The sequence below is a fragment of the Micromonospora inaquosa genome (assembly GCF_003857055.1).
Lineage (GTDB): Bacteria > Actinomycetota > Actinomycetes > Mycobacteriales > Micromonosporaceae > Micromonospora > Micromonospora inaquosa.
The window spans coordinates 14,936-31,735 of the sequence record NZ_QGSZ01000326.1 but is presented as its reverse complement, the minus strand read 5'-3'; the positions used below and the strand labels follow the sequence as shown (position 1 = coordinate 31,735).

Genomic DNA, 16,800 nt, shown 5'->3' with positions numbered 1-16,800 from the left:
GGATCGCGCGGCTCGGGGCGGCAGTTGCGCGGCTACTCCGGCCCCGGCCCCGACCCGCGCGATCCGCAGCCGCTCGGTGCTGTGTTGAACCGGCTGGTGAAGGCGCGCGGTTGGCAGCAACCGGCGGCCGAGGCCACCGTGTTCGGTGCCTGGGAGCGGGTCGTCGGCGCGGAGGTCGCGCAGAACAGCCGTCCGGTGAAGTTGGAGAACGGCGAGCTGACCGTGGAGGCGCGCTCGACCGCCTGGGCCACCCAGCTGCGGCTGCTCGCCGGCTCGCTGCTCAAGCAGATCGCCAGCGAGGTCGGTCACAACGTGGTGCGCAAGCTGCACATCCACGGGCCGGCCGCGCCCTCCTGGGGGAAGGGCCCGCGCCGGGTACGCGGTCGGGGCCCGCGGGACACGTACGGCTGAGTCTGCGCCCGCTCAGCCGCGCCGGTCTGCCTCGCGGGCTGCCCGCTTGCGTTCCCGCTGCTCCCGGGTGTGGCGTTTGCGCTCGGCCAGGTCGCGTTTCCACGCCTCGCGGGCCTCGGCCGAACCGCCCTGCACCGCGCCCTGCACGCCCTCCGCGGGGCCGGCGAGGTGCCGGAAGGCCCAACGCATCAGTCGGCCGCCCTCGCCCGGGCCCTTGGTGACCGCGCCGTCCTCGCTCATCTGAAGCCCTCTTTCCGTGTCGCGTCGTCTCGCCGATTCCCGCCCGTCGAACGAGCAGACCGTTGGGGCACGAATGATTGGTGCACCAATGATCGGTACGATAGTCATCGTGCGGAGAGAGGGCAACCGATGAGCGAACGACCGGACAGCGTCGACCCGCTGGCCCTGGAGCAGCAGGTCTGCTTCGCCCTCTCGGTCGCCGCGCGCAGCGTCGTGGCCGTCTACCGGCCACTGCTGGAACCGATGGGGCTGACCCACCCGCAGTACCTGGTGATGCTGGCGCTCTGGCAGCACGCGCCGTTGTCCGGTCGGGACCTCAGTCGCCTGCTCCAGCTCGACCCGGGCACGCTCTCACCGCTGCTCAAGCGGCTGGAAGCGGCCGGCTACCTGCGCCGGGAACGCGACCCGAGCGACGAGCGCAGCCTCGCCGTCACCCTCACCGCCAGCGGTGCCGCGCTACGGAGTCAGGCGGAGCTGATCCCCGCCGCGATCGTTCAGCGACTCGGGCTGCCCGTCGAGGACCTGCAACATCTGCACGCCGTGCTCACCCAGCTGATCACGGCCGCCAACCGACCGGCCGGCGCGGAGCCGGACGCGGCGGCTCAGACGTCGGCGTAGACGGCGAACCCGCGCTCGGCGCAGCGCCGGTAGAAGGCGGCCAGCACGCCCAACTCGGCGCAGGTGAAGTTCCACTGCGGCGGGTCGCCGCGCTCGTCGCGCAGCGCGTCGAGCCGGCTCTCCAGCCAGCGCAGCTGCTGCTCGGCCAACCGACCGTCACCGAGCAGGGAGCGCAGCACGGTGCTCACCGACTCGAAGGTGACCGCCTCACTGTTCGCGCGGTGCGCGGCCACGAACCGCTCGATGCCGCTCGCGATCCAGGAGCAGCCGTCCGGGTCGATCACCGGGTCCTCGTCCTCGGCGGCGGCGTCTGTGGCGTACAACACACCTTCGAGGCCGAGCAGGAGATCCACCAACTCGGTGTACGCGGTCGCCCGGATGGTGCCGGTCTTCGCGATCAGCTCGGCCAGCGCCGCTGTCGGCGCGGAGATGCGCGGCAGGTCGACGATCTCGCCGAAGTCGACGAACTCGGCCGGTGCGACCGGATCGTAGAAGCGGCCGGTCCGCGGCCAGTGCACCGCGACGTTGTCCAGCCCCATCTGTCACCTCTTAATGAGCACGTGTCGGGTCGATCGGGTCGATCGTCCCGGTTCCAACCGGTAAAGATCAAGGCTGGTTCCGGGGCGCCGCAAACGTACGGCACGGACGATCGGGCCGCGACCCCCGACCCGCCCGAGCGCGGGTCAACCCGTTCCGGGGCGGCGCGTGCGATGGGGGCTTGGCGTGTGGGGGGAGTCGTGGGTGACGGGGTTCTGCCGGCTATGGACTTCTCAGCCGCCTCGCTGAGGGTGCCGAGTGGTGGTTCTGTCCTCCGCGCACAGTAGGATTGACAGTGAGACGAAGACCCGGTGCGGGAGTGGGACGGGGCCGAAGGCCCAGATCCATTCTCCACGTCGGGTCGAGCCGATCGCGATCCGCGGGCAACCGCGGCGACCGGCGCGTTCGACCCGCTGTCCGGAGGTCTCCGGCGCCGGTCCGCGCGCGCCGACGTCGCGTCCTGTCCGCCGAACCCGCGCCCGCCGCGCCCTACCGGCGCGGCTGACGCGAGAAAGTGGCCGAGGGTGGCAGCGCAGGACAAGCAGGAGTACGGCGCAGAGTCGATCACCGTTCTCGAAGGGCTGGAGGCGGTCCGCAAGCGGCCCGGTATGTACATCGGGTCGACCGGCGAGCGCGGCCTGCACCACCTCGTGTGGGAGGTCGTGGACAACGCCGTGGACGAGGCGATGGCCGGCTACTGCGACACCATCGACGTGGTGCTGCTCGCCGACGGCGGCGTCCAGGTCACCGACAACGGCCGTGGCTTCCCGGTCGACCTGCACCCCAAGCTCAAGAAGCCGGGTGTCGAGGTCGCGCTGACCGTGCTGCACGCGGGCGGCAAGTTCGACGGCAAGGCGTACGCGGTCTCCGGCGGGCTGCACGGCGTCGGCGTCTCCGTGGTGAACGCGCTGTCGACGAAGATGGCAGTGGTGATCCACAAGTCCGGCTTCGTCTGGCGGCAGCAGTACACCCAGTCCAAGCCGTCCGCGCTGGAAAAGGGCGAGACCACCGACCGCACCGGCTCTGCGGTCTCCTTCTGGCCTGACCCCGACGTCTTCGAGACTGTCGACTTCGACTTCCAGACCATCTACCGACGCCTGCAGGAGATGGCCTTCCTCAACCGGGGCATCACCATCCACCTGCTCGACGAGCGGGTCCCGCAGGACGAGGAGGGCAAGACCCGCGAGGTCACCTTCCGCTACGACGGCGGTATCGCCGACTTCGTCCGACACCTCAACGCCTCCAAGAACCCGATGCACAAGACGGTGGTCGAGTTCGAGGCCGAAGAGGAGGGCATGTCCCTCGAGATCGCCATGCAGTGGAACGAGTCGTACGGCGAGTCGGTCTACACCTTCGCCAACAACATCAACACGCACGAGGGCGGCACCCACGAGGAGGGCTTCCGGTCCGCGCTGACCAGCGTGGTCAACCGGTACGGCACCGACAAGAAGCTGCTCAAGGGCGACGAGAAGCTCTCCGGCGAGGACATCCGCGAGGGTCTGGCCGCGATCATCTCGGTCAAGCTGACCAACCCGCAGTTCGAGGGTCAGACCAAGACCAAGCTGGGCAACACCCCGGTCAAGAGCTTCGTGCAGCGGGTCTGCAACGACCGGCTGGTCGACTGGTTCGACCGCAACCCGGCCGAGGCCAAGACGATCATCCAGAAGGCGTCCCAGGCCGCTCGCGCCCGGATCGCCGCCCAGCAGGCGCGCAAGCTGGCCCGGCGCAAGTCACTGCTGGAGTCCGGCTCGATGCCGGGCAAGCTGGCCGACTGCCAGTCCACCGACCCGCGTGAGTCCGAGGTCTTCATCGTCGAGGGCGACTCGGCCGGTGGTTCGGCCAAGCAGGGCCGCGACCCACGGACCCAGGCGATCCTGCCGATCCGCGGCAAGATCCTCAACGTGGAGAAGGCCCGGATCGACCGGGTGCTGAAGAACAACGAGGTCCAGGCGCTGATCACCGCGCTGGGCACCGGCATCCACGACGACTTCGACATGGAGAAGCTGCGGTACCACAAGGTGGTGCTGATGGCCGACGCGGACGTCGACGGCCAGCACATCCAGACGCTGCTGCTCACCCTGCTGTTCCGCTTCATGCGTCCGCTGGTCGAGATGGGGCACGTCTACCTGGCCGCCCCACCGCTCTACAAGATCAAGTGGAACAAGAAGGGCGACGACGCCCAGTACGCGTACTCCGACCGCGAGCGGGACGGGCTCATCGCGCTGCGCCAGCAGAAGAAGCCGAACGCCAAGCCGGACGACATCCAGCGCTTCAAGGGCCTCGGCGAGATGAACTATCCCGAGCTGTGGGAGACCACCATGAACCCGGCGACGCGCACCCTGCGTCAGGTCACTCTCGACGACGCGGCGACCGCCGACGAGTTGTTCAGTGTGCTGATGGGTGAGGACGTCGAGGCACGCCGGTCGTTCATCCAGCGCAACGCCAAGGACGTGCGGTTCCTGGACATCTGACGGGCTGCGGTGGGTCGGCCGGGCAGTGCCCGGCCGACCCACCGGTCCACAGAGTTATCCACAGCTTGGCCGGTATCCACAGCCGTTATCCACAGCACAAAAACGACTCTGAGTCTGATAAGGGTATACAGTGACCGATTCTCCCGAGTCCACACCGAACGAGCCCGAGGTCCCCGCCGAGGCCATCGCCGCGGTGGTCGCGCACGACCGGATCGAACCGGTCGGGCTCGAGGTGGAGATGCAGCGCTCCTACCTCGACTACGCGATGAGCGTCATCGTCGGTCGCGCGCTGCCGGACGTCCGGGACGGCCTCAAGCCGGTCCACCGCAAGATCCTCTACGCGATGTTCGACTCCGGCTACCGCCCGGACCGCGGCTACGTGAAGTGCTCCCGTGTCGTCGGCGACGTGATGGGTCAGTTCCACCCGCACGGCGACTCGGCGATCTACGACGCGCTGGTCCGGATGGCGCAGCCCTGGTCGCTGCGCTACCCGCTGGTCGACGGCAACGGCAACTTCGGCTCGCCCGGTAACGACCCGGCCGCGGCCATGCGATACACCGAGTGCAAGCTCGACCCCCTCGCCATGGAGATGCTGCGGGACATCGACGAGGACACCGTCGACCTGCAGGACAACTACGACGGCCGGGCCAAGGAGCCCACCATCCTGCCGTCGCGGATCCCCAACCTCCTGGTGAACGGCTCCGAGGGCATCGCGGTCGGCATGGCCACCAAGATCCCGCCGCACAACCTGCGGGAGATCGGCGCGGCGGTGCAGTGGTGCCTGGAGCACCCGGAGGAGGACGAGGAGACCACCCTCGAAGCCCTGCTGGGCATCGTCAAGGGCCCGGACTTCCCGACCCACGGCCTGATCGTCGGCACCACCGCGATCCAGGACGCGTACCGCACCGGTCGCGGCTCGATCCGGATGCGCGCCGTGGTGGAGGTCGAGGAGGACAAGCGGGGCCGGCCCTGCCTGGTCGTCAGCGAGCTGCCCTACCAGGTCAACCCGGACAACCTCGCCGAGCGGATCGCCGAGCTGATCAAGGAGGGCAAGCTCGCCGGGATCGCCGACATCCGCGACGAGTCCTCCGGGCGTACCGGTATGCGGATCGTGCTGGTGCTCAAGCGCGACGCGGTCGCGAAGGTCGTGCTGAACAACCTCTACAAGCACACCCAGCTCCAGGAGACCTTCGGGGCCAACATGCTGGCCCTGGTCGACGGGGTGCCGCGCACGCTCAACCTGGCGCAGTTCATTCGCTACTACGTCGAGCACCAGATCGACGTGATCCGTCGGCGGACCGCGTTCCGGCTGCGCAAGGCCGAGGAGCGGGCACACATCCTGCGCGGTCTGGGCAAGGCGCTGGACGCGCTGGACGAGGTGATCGCCCTGATCCGGCGCTCGCCGACCGTGGACGACGCGCGGCAGGGCCTGATCCGACTGCTGGAGATCGACGAGATCCAGGCGACCGCGATCCTGGACATGCAGCTGCGTCGGCTCGCCGCGTTGGAGCGGCAGCGGATCGTGGACGACCTGGCCAAGCTCGAGATCGAGATCGCCGACCTCAAGGACATCCTCGCCAAGCCCGAGCGGCAGCGGAAGATCGTCTCGGAGGAGCTGGGCGAGATCGTCGCCAAGTGGGGCGACGACCGCCGGACGCAGATCATCCCGTTCGACGGCGAGGTCTCGATGGAGGACCTCATCGCCCGCGAGGACGTGGTCGTCACGATCACCCGGACCGGGTACGCCAAGCGAACGAAGGTCGATCTGTACCGCTCGCAGCGGCGCGGCGGTAAGGGCGTCAGTGGCGCCACGCTGCGGCAGGACGACATCGTCAGCCACTTCTTCGTCTGCTCGACCCACGACTGGATCCTGTTCTTCACGAACAAGGGCCGTGTCTACCGGGCCAAGGCGTACGAGTTGCCGGAAGCCAGTAGGGTGGCCAAGGGCCAACACGTGGCCAATCTGCTCGCCTTCCTGCCTGACGAGCAGATCGCGCAGATCATTGAGATCCCGAACTACCAGGTAGCCCCCTATCTGGTACTGGCCACGAAGAACGGCCTGGTGAAGAAGACGCGGCTCGAGGAGTTCGACTCCAACCGTTCCGGCGGCATCATCGCGATCAACCTGCGCGATGAGGACGAGCTGGTCGGTGCTGCGCTGGTTGCCCCGGAGAACGACCTGCTGCTGGTCTCGAAGAAGGCACAGGCGATCCGGTTCAACGCCTCGGACGAGGCGTTGCGGCCGATGGGCCGGGCCACCTCGGGCGTGATCGGCATGCGCTTCACGGACGACGACGTCCTGCTAGCCATGGAGGTCGTGCGCGAAGGTTTGGACGTTCTGGTGGCCACGAACGGGGGATATGCCAAGCGCACCCCGATCGAGGAATACCCGGTGCAGGGCCGGGGAGGTAAGGGCGTGTTGACTGCGAAGATCACCGAACGGCGCGGTGGTCTGGTTGGCGCGGTGGTGATCGATCCGGACGACGAGCTGTTCGCGATCACCAGCAATGGTGGTGTCATTCGGACTCCGGTGAAGCCTGTACGCCGTACGCGTGACCGGAACACAATGGGGGTCAAGCTGATGGACCTCCCGGACGGCGTGACTATCGTGGCGATTGCTCGCAATGCCGACGAGCCTGACGAACAGGACTAGTTGAATGACGGAGACACAGGCGAAGTCGGGGAACACGGGGACCTCGGCCAACCCGGTCGACGAGGAGGCCGCCAAGGGCGGCACACCAGCGACCGGCCGCGCGGCCGTAGGCCGGGCGACGGTCCCCGCCGATGCGCCTGCCCCGAAGTTCACCAGGGCTCCAGGTATGACGCCCCCGCCGGAGCAGCCGGGCGAGGATGGCGCGTCGGGCGACAAGACCGAGGCGCCATCCAGCGCCGAGGCGCCGACGTCGGCCGCCGCTAATCCTCCGGGCCCGGCGGCGACACCGTCGGCCCGTCCGGCGACCACCCAGCCGATCAGTGTCCGGCCCGGTCAGGCGGCGTCGACCGGGTCCACCGGCACCCAGCCGCGGATCACGCCCGGCATGACTCAGCCGCAGCCGGACGCCGCGCGTGGCACCGCTACCGCCGGCCGTCCGGCCAGCGGTGGTGGCCTGCCACCGGGGATCGGCAACCCGTCCGCAGTCGGGGCGGCCCGGGTCGGTGAGGCGGTGCGTGCGGCGCGTACGTCGGTCAGTTCGGCCGCGTCGCGCGGGCCACGCCGGGCTCGGCTCAACCTGAAGCGGATCGACCCTTGGTCCGTGATGAAGTTCGCATTCGCGGTGTCGGTGGTGCTCTTCATCGTCGTGGTGGTCGCCACCTCGGTGCTCTACCTGGCGCTGGACGCGATGGGTGTGTTCCAGAGCGTCAACGAGAGCCTGAGCGACCTGGTGAACGCCGGCGGTGGGCAGAGCACCAGCGGCTTCCAGATCACCGCCAAGGGCGTGATTCTCAGCTCGGCGCTGATCGGCCTGGTCAACGTGGTGCTGTTCACCGCGTTGGCCACGCTCGGCGCATTCGTCTACAACGTCTGCGCTGACCTGGTCGGCGGGATCGAGTTGACCCTCGCCGAGCGGGATTGAGTCGCCGGGACGCCGGAGCACCGCGGAATGCGGTCGCTCCGGCGTCCCGTACTCGGGTAGGTTTTGCAGGCGACGGCGGGCCCCGCTCGCAGGCTCGGACCCCGATTTGGGGCTGGCGGAGCGGATGGGTTAATCTTGCTCGTCGCAACGCGGGGCTATAGCTCAGTCGGTTAGAGCGCAGAGCTGATAACTCTGAGGTCGATGGTTCGATTCCATCTAGCCCCACCGCATGTCGTCCGACGATAGTCGAGCGCGAGGGGTCGCCCCATGTTCAAGAAGCTGCTGATTCTGGCTGGCGTCGTCGGTGTGGCCGCCGTCGTGTTCAACAAGATCAAGGCGTCGAACGACGAGCGTGCCCTGTGGCACGAGGCGACCACCGCGCCCGACCTCCGCTGACGTTCGGCCCTGCGACGAGCGTTCGTCGCCGCGGCCACTCACGGGGCCCTAGCTCAACTGGCAGAGCACTGCCTTTGCAAGGCAGGGGTTAGGGGTTCGAGTCCCCTGGGCTCCACCATTTCCGCCTCTGACCTGCGGCGGAACACCCCGCATGATCATCCGAGCCGCATTGGGACCACATCACTGATGGTCCTGGCCGCCGGCAGCCCGCTACACGTCATCTACGACAGCGCGCCGACGCTCTCGGCGTGGCCAGAAGTGGACGTAGGTCTCCAGGGTGATTTGCAGGCTGCTATGCCGCAGCGCCCGTTGGACTTCCTTCGGGTCCACCTCGAGGACTCCATCGTCGCGGGCGAGCTGCGCCGCGTCATCGAGGAGCATGGCGTCGAGATACCGGCGCACATTCGAGGCATCGACCATCCACTCGAAGTGCTCCGCTTCACCGCGACCACCGGAACGCCCTCGCCGGTCGTACGAGGTGAGTGCGGAGAGGTGGATGTCGTCAGAGCGGTAGCTCGTAACGACTGACGAGCGTTCGCATGCCGCCGTCGCTGCGCTGACCCGGTGCACCCCTGACTTCGACATCACCGCGGTGGTGAAAGCCAATGGCCTCGTAGTAGGCCCGCAATCCGGGATTGGCGGCCACGCAGTCGAGCCGCAGCGCAACGGCGTCGTGGACGCGCGCCTGATCGACAGCCCAGGCCACGATGGCGCGCCCCGTACCCGCGGCCCACCGTTTCACCGCCATGCGGTGCACGTATCCAGCTCTGCCCGCGCAGTCGCTCCACAGAGGGTCGGACCAGTCCAGCGTCACCGTTCCCGCCGCGCGACCGCCGGCCCGTACCAGCCAGGTCTCTCCGCGTTCAACGGCCGGCGTTATCCAGTCGGTGTCGAATCGATCGGGCCATTGCCGGATGCCAGAGGCCATCAGCCAAGCCGCAGCGTGGTCGAGCACCGCCACGACCTGCGCCACCTCGGCTGACGTCGCACGAACGAACTGCAGATCCCCGTGTTCCCGGCCCGTCATGAACCAATGATCCAGCACCAGGCCCGCGTCACGACGTCCGGGCCGGGCCGTGGTGGCATCCGCTTCTGCCGCATTCCGCGTGCCGACTGTGGCGGATCAGTTGGCGGACGCGCGTCGCACGTCAGTAGACGGAGGGACAGGCTCGCCCGCGTCGCGATGCCGAATTGACCTCTTAAGGGTCAAGGCGACCCGCAACCGGGCCGCGCCGGCCCGGCCCCGGCCTGCTGGCGACCTCCGGCCGGCATCGGCCGGGCCGGCCGGCCACACTGAGGGACGACAAGACCATGAGACCTCGGGGCTCCGCCCCGAACCCCGGCCCGACCGATTGCAGGGCCCACCGGCGACCGGCGGGTTACACGTCGATCGGGACCTCAAACTGGCGGTGCTGCCGGTTCAGGGAGGATCCCGCTCAGGGCTTGGTCAGCTCGCACCAGAGCCGCAGCGACCGCTGCCGAATGATCTCGGTTCGTTCAGGCGCATCTTTGAGGGACCGCACCGTGTCCCGGAACGGAGCGGCTGGGTAGCCGTCCTCAAGCCAGCCAAGCGCGAGGCCCGCCCAGTAGTCGGACCAGCAGGACAGGGCGTAACGGACAAGGTCATCCCAGGGAGGCGGATCGGAGGCCTGGTCGGTGCGGAGGGTCGTGACGGCCTCGTAGCGCTGTTCCAGGAGTGGTAGCAGCGACTGGATATTCTCGGCTGGTGTCCAGTGGCGGCCGTCCTTTGTCGAAAGGACGATCCAGTGCCCTCCAGAGTCAAGGCCCAGCCTCAACTCGTGCTTGCCGATCGCCATTACCACGCGGTTGTCCGCCATCAGGTCATTGTCCATGCGTCGCAGCAGGTGGCTGTACAGCCATCCGTACAGCCAAGCCGCTGACGGGCACGAGCGACCAGCGACGGCGGCCGACAAGTCGAGCAGGTCAGCGGCAGTTGCTGACGACGACCGACAACAGTCTCGATCTTTGCAGGCAGGGGCTAGGGGTTCGAGTCCCCTGGGCTCCACCAGCACTTTCCTCGGTTGACCTCGGTCCCGAGCACAGCCAACCAGTGCGGCAGGCTTTTCGTCAGACCATGGGGGCTTCCCAGGTGGTCAGGCAGAAGGGGTGGCCGGCCGGGTCGGCGTAGACGAAGCATTGTTTGCTATTGGGCTGGAAGTCGTATTTCGTTGCGCCGGCGGCGAGCACGCGCGCCTCGGCGGCGTCTCGGTCCTCGACCATGAAGTCGACGTGCATCATGATGGACGAGGTGCGGTCGGGCCAGGTAGGGGGCGTGTATCCAGGCACGGTCTGGAAATTGAGCCGCCCGGCCGGGCTCTGCACGCATGCCCATTCATCGCCGAGCTGCGTCATCGTCCCACCGGTGATGTCGGCGTAGAACTCCGCCAAGCGGATGGCGTCCGAACTGTCCAGAGTGACCGCGCTGAGCCGTATCTTATCGGACATGTCGCCTTCTTCTGGTGCGGGCCGCCAGTAGCCCAACTGACAGCATTGGCATGACGGATAGCACCTTATCGAAGTCGACAGAACCGGCACTCGAAGGCGCCTTCTCCCGAGCTCTCCCGGCGGACCACGGACCGATCGTCGCACAGCGGGTCATGCCAATGAGCCCGCACTACGGCCAGTCTCACATTGGCTGGCGAAGGAGGTGCATCCACGGGCGGACCGCTGACGGTGTTTCCGTTGTAGCGTCTCAGCGGTCTAGACCTGCTTCAAAGCACAGGCGCAAAGCTTGGAAGTGCCAGCCGCTTGCGGGCAGGGCTACGGGGTAGTGGACCTCTCTGATTTGCCTATCGGCGGTCTCTACGGAAAGGCGCATTGACAACGGCTCGTCCCGGACTTCGAGTGCGCACGTAAGCCGCAGCTTGACGTCGAGCCAGCGGGTGTTGCCGGGGCGCAACGGCTGGGGCTGGCCGGTGCCCTGAATCAGGACGCCAGATGTCTGCCCTTGAACCGCACGTATCGTGACCGGCAGAGGGCCATAGTTGGTCACTTCCACCGACCCGTCCAGTTCAGCGACGTCCTTGGTGACGAGGCCGTCGGTACGGGCAGCCCCCGGTATGACGACGAGTGCGACCGACGCGGCTCGTTCCCGCTGCTCGTGTAAGTCTCGCAACTCGTTGACACTGAATCCGCCCAGCAGGAAACCGACGATGAAGGCGGCGACCAGGCGCAGCTGGGCCTTGTTGACCACACGGCGACCGGTAGTGGTGGCATCCGATTCGGCCGGCCCATGGTTGTGCTCGTCGAGATCGATCACGCCGTGCTCTGGCATCGCAACAGCTTAGGGGCTCGATCCCTTAACGTCTGGCCCGTGCCATCACGTGCCGATAGCTGATACCCAGGACGGTCACCATCGGTCACGAACAGTCGCGCGGTTGCGTGCCTTGACCTGGCCCACCAGGCTCTCATCAGCCATGATCTTCGTCCTCCCGATCCGACGCTCCGGATGTGCGGCTTCGGCTGACCTGCGGATCAGGAACGGGATTCCAGTAACGGTCGCTGAAGGTTTGGGCGACCGGAGGGCGGGAAGTTTCGAAGGTGCAGATCAATATTGATGAGCCGGACGCGACCGAACAATTCTGGGCTGGAATGCGGGAGGCGGCCGCTGCCGCCGCACGGCACCGCGACTACGGCCTGTACGAGGCCATAGTCAAGATCGGCAAGTCGGCTCTGGCTCAGGGCGTAGAGCTGGTGCCATCTGGCGGCCTCTTTCTCTGGTGCCCGGTCTGCAGTGCCCAGACGGGCCAACGCTGCATCAACACCCCCGGCCACCCGTTGAACGAAACCAGGCTCCACGCGGAGCGGATCGAGTTGGCGGAGAAGGCGATGAGCGGGGAGGTTCCTCTCCCCAAGCCCTTCGGCTGATCCCTCTGGGTGAGGTCTCGCGTCGAAGAGCGTTATGACTCTGAGGCATCACGCTCCTCGCCGAATCGCCGTCGACCATCGTCACCGACGGCAGGGCGACTCTCAGCCCTTCGAGTCGCTGCCGTCCTTCAACGTGGCGTCGGGTCGGGCCTGGGGCACGTACTCCATCAGCTTCGTGAGCGCGCCGTTGGCGAAGGTGGCACCGAGCGCCGACCCGGCGCCGATGGTCCAGCCGACCGGCCCGAGCGGGGTGCAGCCGAAGAACTGGCTCACTCCCGGCGTCTGCACCACCACGACCAGCACGCCCAGTGACGCCACAGTGGAAGCCAGCACGGTCGGGCTGGTGCCGCCGGCCAGGATGGTCTGCCCGAGCTGGGTGCCGACCAGGGAGACCAGGGCGACCGTGCCGGCCCGCTGGCGGCGTCCGGTGTAGCGGGCCAACGTCCAACCCGCGGTCGCGCCCAGCGTGGTGGCTGCCGCCCGCAGCCCGATCTCCCTGGTGAGGCTCTCGCCGAGCGCCGTGTCCGGGCCCTCCCGGAGCAGCGCGTCGGTGCGGTCCGACGCGGGTGGCCGGACCGCGATCGCCAGCGCCGGCGCGAGGTCGGTGAGCAGGTTGACCAGCAGCAGTTGCCTCCCGGTGAGCGCGGAGCGGCCGGTCGCCGCGGCGCTGAGCACACTGAACGCGATCTCGCCGAGGTTGCCGCCGACCAGGATGCTGAGCGCGTGGCGCACCGACGACCACATCGCCCGCCCCTCGATCAGGGTCGCGATGATGGTTTCCAACCGGTCGTCGGTGACCACCAGGTCGGCTGCGGCGCGGGCGGCCGGGGTGCCCCGTTGGCCGAGGGCGATGCCCACGTCGGCCAGCCGGATCGCCGGGGCGTCGTTGGCACCGTCGCCGGTCATCGCCACGGTCCGCCCGCACTTCTGCAATGCCTGGATGATCCGCACCTTGTGCGCCGGGGTGCAGCGGGCCACCACGTCGGTGTTGGCCAACCGCTCGGCGAGCGCGTCGTCGTCCAGTTGGTCGAGTTCACCGGCGGTGACCACCCGCTGTTCGTCGTGGTCGCTGATGGTGGCGGCGATCGCCTCGGCGGTGGCCGGATGATCACCGGTGATCATGATGGTGTGTACGCCGGCCGCCCGGATCCGGCGTACCGCCGGGGCGGCGCTCTCCCGCACACCGTCCGCGAGGGCCAGGAAACCCACGAAGGTCAGCCCTCGAACGTCGGAGTCGGTCACCTTCGGGTCGTTCACCGGGCACTCCGCGACGGCCAGGATCCGGTTGCCGGCACCGGCCCGGTCGGCGAGCATCCGTTCCAACTCGGCGCGGCCGGCGTCGTCCAGCGGTTCCTGACGACCGTCGGTGCGTCGGGACGAGCAGCGCGGCAGCACCGTCTCCGGGGCACCCTTGACGCTCAACAGAAGATGACCGTCGGTCTGCCCGATGCTCGCGTGGTAGCCGCGGGACGGCTCGAACGGCAGGCCCCCGGCAGCGCGCCAACCGGCGGCACCGGTCTGCTCCACCACCCCGGCCTCCCCGGCGCCCCGCCGGACCGCCCGGTCGGTCTGCAACGCCAACTCCTCCGGATTCTTCGCGGCGGGGGTGGCCCGCAGCGCCGCCGCCAACGTCATCCGGAGTCGGTCATCCAACCGGTCCACCGGCGCGTACCGGTCACCGACGCCGTCGCCGACCCCGGCGAGCAGCAACTGGCCCTCGGTGAGGGTGCCGGTCTTGTCGAAGCAGAGCACGTCCACCCGGCCCAGCGCCTCGATGGTGCGCGGGTTGCGGACCAACGCGCCGTGCTCGGCCAGCCGCCGGGCCGCAGCCAGTTGCGCCGCGCTGACCAGGAACGGCAGCCCCTCCGGCACCGACGCCACGGCGAGGTTCGCGGCGGTCGCCGCCGTTTCGGCCAGGGGTACGCCCCGAAGCAGGCCCGCGCCGGCCACCGCCACCGCGGAACCGGCCGCCAACGGGATGGCGGTGCTGGTCAACGAGCCGAGCCGAGCCTCCACCCCACTGGTCGGGGGTGCCTGCCGCACCAACGCCAGGCTGCGTCCGGCCTCGGTGTCGTTGCCGGTCGCCACCACCACGGCGGTGCCGTGCCCGGCGGCGACGGTGGTGCCCTCGTAGAGCATCGAGTGCCGGTCGGCGATGGCGGCGGCGACCACCGGCCGGTTGGACTTGGCGACCGGCAGCGACTCACCGGTCAGCGACGACTCGTCGGCCTCCAGGCCCACCGACTCGAGCACCCGACAGTCGGCCGGCACCGAGTCTCCCGGTTCGAGGGTGATGACGTCCCCGAGGACCAGGTCTTCGGCGGCGAGAACCTGATCGGCGCCGTCCCGCCGGACCCGTGCCATCACCGCCGACCGCGACAGCAGCTCCGCCAGCGACCTTTCCGTATTGCGTTCGTGCACCGCCCCGATGAGGGCGGACCCACCGACCACGCTGCCCACCAGCGCGGCGTCGACCAGTGAACCGAACGACGCGGAGAGCACCGCCCCGGCGGCCAGCACCGGAGTGAGCGGGTTGGACAACTCGTCCACGAAGGCGCGCAGCAGCCCACCACTTCCGGGTGCCGCGCCGCCGTTGTCACCCGAGCCGTGGCGTCGCTTCTGCGCTTCGGCGCTGGTCAGGCCGTTTGGTGTGGAATGCAGGTGGTCGAGCACGGCGCCGACGGGCATCAGATGCCAGGCGGTCGCCACGGGCGCCGGGGTGTCCGACTGGTCGTGCAACCGGCGGGCCTGCCAGACCCCGTTCGCGAAGGCCAGCCCGGCCGCGCCGTTCACCGCGACGAGCGACCGGCCGGGCAGGTCGGTCGGCGGGGCCGTGAACGCGCCGAGCGCGCCGAGACCAGTGCCGGCCATGGCCAGCCGGATGTTCTGCTGGGCCGTGCGCCGGGCCACCCCGGTCGCCTCGATCACCAACGCCACCACCCGCAGGTCGGCACCGACCAGCAGGTGCGCGCCCCACGGCGGCAGGTCCTCCGGCGCGGCGAACCCGAGACCGCAGTCGGACGCGCCGAGCGCCTTCCGGTCCGCGGAAACCAGCATCACCACCGCGCCGTCGCGCTGCAACCCGCGTACCGACTCCGCCAGCTGGTCCCCGCCGGGCAGTATCGCGTCGGCGAAGCCGTACCGCTCCTCGTCACCGCCGGCAACGACCAGCCGCAAACCGGCATGTCGGGCGGCGGCGGGCAGGCCATCCACTCCGGGCGCGGGTTCCGGCTCGACCCGCAGCAGTGCGGCGAGCCGGTCGCCGTGGGCGAGGCCGAGGAGTTGGCCGCCGGCCGTGCGCAGCCGGGCCGCCTCCGGAATGGCGTCCGGGTCGTTCGCGGGCATCCGGTCCAGCGGCCCGAGCCGCCACCCGTCCGCCGTGCGGGAAGCGGCGGGGTCGTCCGGGTCGAACAACGCGAAGGCCCGCTCGGCCACCTGGTCCACGTCCGCGTCGGACGCCGGCGCCAGATCGGCGAGTACGCCGCGGTCCGAGCCGAGCACCGCGGCGTCGAGCACGAGCGTGTCGATCCGGTCCAGTTCGCGCAGCACACTCCGGTCCATCGCGATCACACCACGCCGGGCCAGCATCCGGCCGAGTTGGGCCGCGTACCCCTCGCGACCGCTGCCGGGCGCCTTGGGTAGCGCGGAAAGGCCCAGCGCGGTGGCCCGCTTCGGCCCGGCGAACGGCACCGCCGCCGCGCCGGCGGCCACGCCCGCGGCGAGCATGCGGTTGATGTACCGCTCGACCGGGCCGTCCGGCTTCGGTCGGGGGCGGTCGGCCACCGGCCAGCGGGCGGTGGCCCGTTCGGCGTCGCCGGTCAGCCGTGGCTCGGCCTTCTCCCAGGCGGAGAGTTGGGCCCGATCCTCACCCCACTGCACGATGCGTTGGGCACCGTCCAGGACGATCCCCGTCCAGCGGCCGGTCAAGCCCTGCACGACCGCCTCGGCCAGCGGAAAGAGGACGTCGGCGCGGGGGTCGGAGCGCAGCCGTTTGCCGATGAACTGGTGCAGCTTCGGCTGAAGATCCACTGCCGCGAGCAGGCCGGACACCTCGCCCGGCAGTGGCGCGAACGGCAGGATCCGGGTGGCCGCCGAGATGGTCAGGCCCAACGCGTCCGAGGCGAGCGCGCCGAGGGTTCGCGGGGTTCGCGGCCCCTCCTCCGGTGGGTGCGGCGGTGGGATCTCCGGGTCGGGTTCGTGGTCGCAGGTCCGCTCGACCCGTTCGATCGTGGCGATCAGGTCACGCAGCGTCGGCTCGGGGGTCTGGACGGCGACCACCACCCGCCCGGAAGGTGCGTTGACCCGGGCCCAGGCAACCCCGGGCATCTGCTCCAGCGCGCCCTCCACCTGCCGGGCCAGCCGGTTCCCGCCGTCCTGGCAGACACCGTGCACCTCGATGTGATGCCTACCCGGTCGGGACCAGACCCGACGCCGCGTCAGGCCGGCCGTCCGGGCCAGCCGGGTCGCGGCCGAACCGACCGTCCGGGACGCCTCGCCGATCAGGTGCGACACGCCGAAGGACGGCAGGATGCGGCCGGCAGCGCGACCCGCCGCCGTCATCGAGGCGTACGGCTGGACGGACGCCGGCCCGGCTCCCTGTTGCCGCTGGTCCTGACCTTGGCCATGTCGTCCTCCCGCCGCACTCACGTCCGGCGGCCTGGCTT

14 protein-coding genes, 2 tRNA genes and 1 pseudogene are annotated in these 16,800 nt (G+C 69.3%); 9 read left to right on the top strand and 8 right to left on the bottom strand.

Annotation, left to right across the window (positions count from 1 at the left end; translation table 11 throughout):
• A partial coding sequence (locus DLJ59_RS29900; protein ID WP_124776812.1) for a DciA family protein occupies positions 1-411 on the top strand: 411 nt, incomplete at its 5' end.
• Between the two features lie 12 nt (positions 412-423).
• Here the strand turns inward: DLJ59_RS29900 and DLJ59_RS29895 are convergent.
• On the bottom strand, positions 424-651 hold the full coding sequence (locus tag DLJ59_RS29895; protein WP_124776810.1) for a hypothetical protein: 228 nt from the start codon (positions 649-651) through the stop codon (positions 424-426).
• Between the two features lie 129 nt (positions 652-780).
• On the opposite strand from DLJ59_RS29895, the gene DLJ59_RS29890 reads away from it, so the two are divergent.
• A complete protein-coding gene (locus DLJ59_RS29890) occupies positions 781-1,269 on the top strand; it encodes a MarR family winged helix-turn-helix transcriptional regulator (protein WP_124776808.1) in 489 nt (162 codons plus the stop codon).
• Here DLJ59_RS29890 and DLJ59_RS29885 read toward each other — a convergent pair.
• Positions 1,254-1,808, bottom strand: coding sequence for a hypothetical protein (locus tag DLJ59_RS29885; protein WP_124776806.1), 555 nt, complete (start codon positions 1,806-1,808; stop codon positions 1,254-1,256). The two genes, DLJ59_RS29890 and DLJ59_RS29885, sit on opposite strands and share 16 nt — an antisense overlap.
• 522 nt (positions 1,809-2,330) lie before the next feature.
• Here DLJ59_RS29885 and gyrB point away from each other — a divergent pair.
• The 6 genes from gyrB (at position 2,331) to DLJ59_RS29860 (ending at position 8,366) form a co-directional block, all read left to right on the top strand.
• Positions 2,331-4,277 (top strand): DNA topoisomerase (ATP-hydrolyzing) subunit B, encoded by a 1,947-nt coding sequence (gene gyrB, locus DLJ59_RS29880; RefSeq protein WP_124776804.1) that lies wholly within the window; start codon positions 2,331-2,333, stop codon positions 4,275-4,277.
• A 130-nt stretch (positions 4,278-4,407) separates the two neighbouring features.
• A complete protein-coding gene (gene gyrA, locus DLJ59_RS29875) occupies positions 4,408-6,930 on the top strand; it encodes a DNA gyrase subunit A (protein WP_124776802.1) in 2,523 nt (840 codons plus the stop codon).
• A 4-nt stretch (positions 6,931-6,934) separates the two neighbouring features.
• Positions 6,935-7,852 carry a DUF3566 domain-containing protein gene (locus tag DLJ59_RS29870; protein ID WP_124776800.1) on the top strand — a complete coding sequence of 306 codons (918 nt, stop codon included), beginning with the start codon at positions 6,935-6,937 and terminating at the stop codon, positions 7,850-7,852.
• A 151-nt stretch (positions 7,853-8,003) separates the two neighbouring features.
• A tRNA-Ile gene (locus DLJ59_RS29865) sits at positions 8,004-8,077 on the top strand.
• 42 nt (positions 8,078-8,119) lie between these two features.
• Complete coding sequence (locus DLJ59_RS37685; RefSeq protein ID WP_209444550.1) at positions 8,120-8,248, top strand: DLW-39 family protein; 129 nt, start codon at positions 8,120-8,122, stop codon at positions 8,246-8,248.
• Between the two features lie 42 nt (positions 8,249-8,290).
• A tRNA-Ala gene (locus DLJ59_RS29860) sits at positions 8,291-8,366 on the top strand.
• A gap of 92 nt (positions 8,367-8,458) precedes the next feature.
• On the opposite strand, the pseudogene DLJ59_RS38145 reads toward DLJ59_RS29860, so the two are convergent.
• The 5 genes and pseudogenes from DLJ59_RS38145 to DLJ59_RS29835 form a co-directional block, all read right to left on the bottom strand.
• Positions 8,459-8,578 (bottom strand): annotated as a pseudogene (locus DLJ59_RS38145) (site-specific integrase); the annotation flags it as partial.
• Positions 8,579-8,750: 172 nt separating this feature from the next.
• Entirely contained in the window at positions 8,751-9,275 is a 525-nt protein-coding gene (locus DLJ59_RS29850; RefSeq protein WP_124776798.1) for a GNAT family N-acetyltransferase, read from the bottom strand.
• A gap of 409 nt (positions 9,276-9,684) precedes the next feature.
• Positions 9,685-10,101, bottom strand: coding sequence for a hypothetical protein (locus tag DLJ59_RS29845; protein ID WP_124776796.1), 417 nt, complete (start codon positions 10,099-10,101; stop codon positions 9,685-9,687).
• 235 nt (positions 10,102-10,336) lie between these two features.
• A complete protein-coding gene (locus DLJ59_RS29840) occupies positions 10,337-10,714 on the bottom strand; it encodes a VOC family protein (protein ID WP_124776794.1) in 378 nt (125 codons plus the stop codon).
• A 247-nt stretch (positions 10,715-10,961) separates the two neighbouring features.
• Positions 10,962-11,543, bottom strand: coding sequence for a hypothetical protein (locus DLJ59_RS29835; protein WP_124776792.1), 582 nt, complete (start codon positions 11,541-11,543; stop codon positions 10,962-10,964).
• 266 nt (positions 11,544-11,809) lie between these two features.
• On the opposite strand from DLJ59_RS29835, the gene DLJ59_RS29830 reads away from it, so the two are divergent.
• Positions 11,810-12,136: a zinc finger domain-containing protein gene (locus DLJ59_RS29830; RefSeq protein ID WP_124776790.1), complete on the top strand. Its 327-nt coding sequence runs from the start codon at positions 11,810-11,812 to the stop codon at positions 12,134-12,136.
• Positions 12,137-12,238: 102 nt separating this feature from the next.
• Here DLJ59_RS29830 and DLJ59_RS29825 read toward each other — a convergent pair whose 3' ends face one another.
• Positions 12,239-16,696: a cation-translocating P-type ATPase gene (locus DLJ59_RS29825; RefSeq protein ID WP_124776788.1), complete on the bottom strand. Its 4,458-nt coding sequence runs from the start codon at positions 16,694-16,696 to the stop codon at positions 12,239-12,241.
• Positions 16,697-16,800 lie beyond the last annotated feature (104 nt).

Excerpts from the sequence above, each read along its gene's own strand:
- DLJ59_RS29890 (WP_124776808.1), top strand. The coding sequence starts at position 781 with ATGAGCGAACGACCGGACAGCGTCGACCCGCTGGCCCTGGAGCAGCAG.
- DLJ59_RS37685 (WP_209444550.1), top strand. The coding sequence starts at position 8,120 with ATGTTCAAGAAGCTGCTGATTCTGGCTGGCGTCGTCGGTGTGGCCGCC.
- DLJ59_RS29870 (WP_124776800.1), top strand. The coding sequence starts at position 6,935 with ATGACGGAGACACAGGCGAAGTCGGGGAACACGGGGACCTCGGCCAAC.
- DLJ59_RS29850 (WP_124776798.1), bottom strand. The coding sequence starts at position 9,275 with ATGACGGGCCGGGAACACGGGGATCTGCAGTTCGTTCGTGCGACGTCA.
- DLJ59_RS29895 (WP_124776810.1), bottom strand. The coding sequence starts at position 651 with ATGAGCGAGGACGGCGCGGTCACCAAGGGCCCGGGCGAGGGCGGCCGA.
- DLJ59_RS29835 (WP_124776792.1), bottom strand. The coding sequence starts at position 11,543 with ATGCCAGAGCACGGCGTGATCGATCTCGACGAGCACAACCATGGGCCG.
- DLJ59_RS29840 (WP_124776794.1), bottom strand. The coding sequence starts at position 10,714 with ATGTCCGATAAGATACGGCTCAGCGCGGTCACTCTGGACAGTTCGGAC.
- DLJ59_RS29845 (WP_124776796.1), bottom strand. The coding sequence starts at position 10,101 with ATGGACAATGACCTGATGGCGGACAACCGCGTGGTAATGGCGATCGGC.
- DLJ59_RS29885 (WP_124776806.1), bottom strand. The coding sequence starts at position 1,808 with ATGGGGCTGGACAACGTCGCGGTGCACTGGCCGCGGACCGGCCGCTTC.
- DLJ59_RS29825 (WP_124776788.1), bottom strand. The coding sequence starts at position 16,696 with ATGACGGCGGCGGGTCGCGCTGCCGGCCGCATCCTGCCGTCCTTCGGC.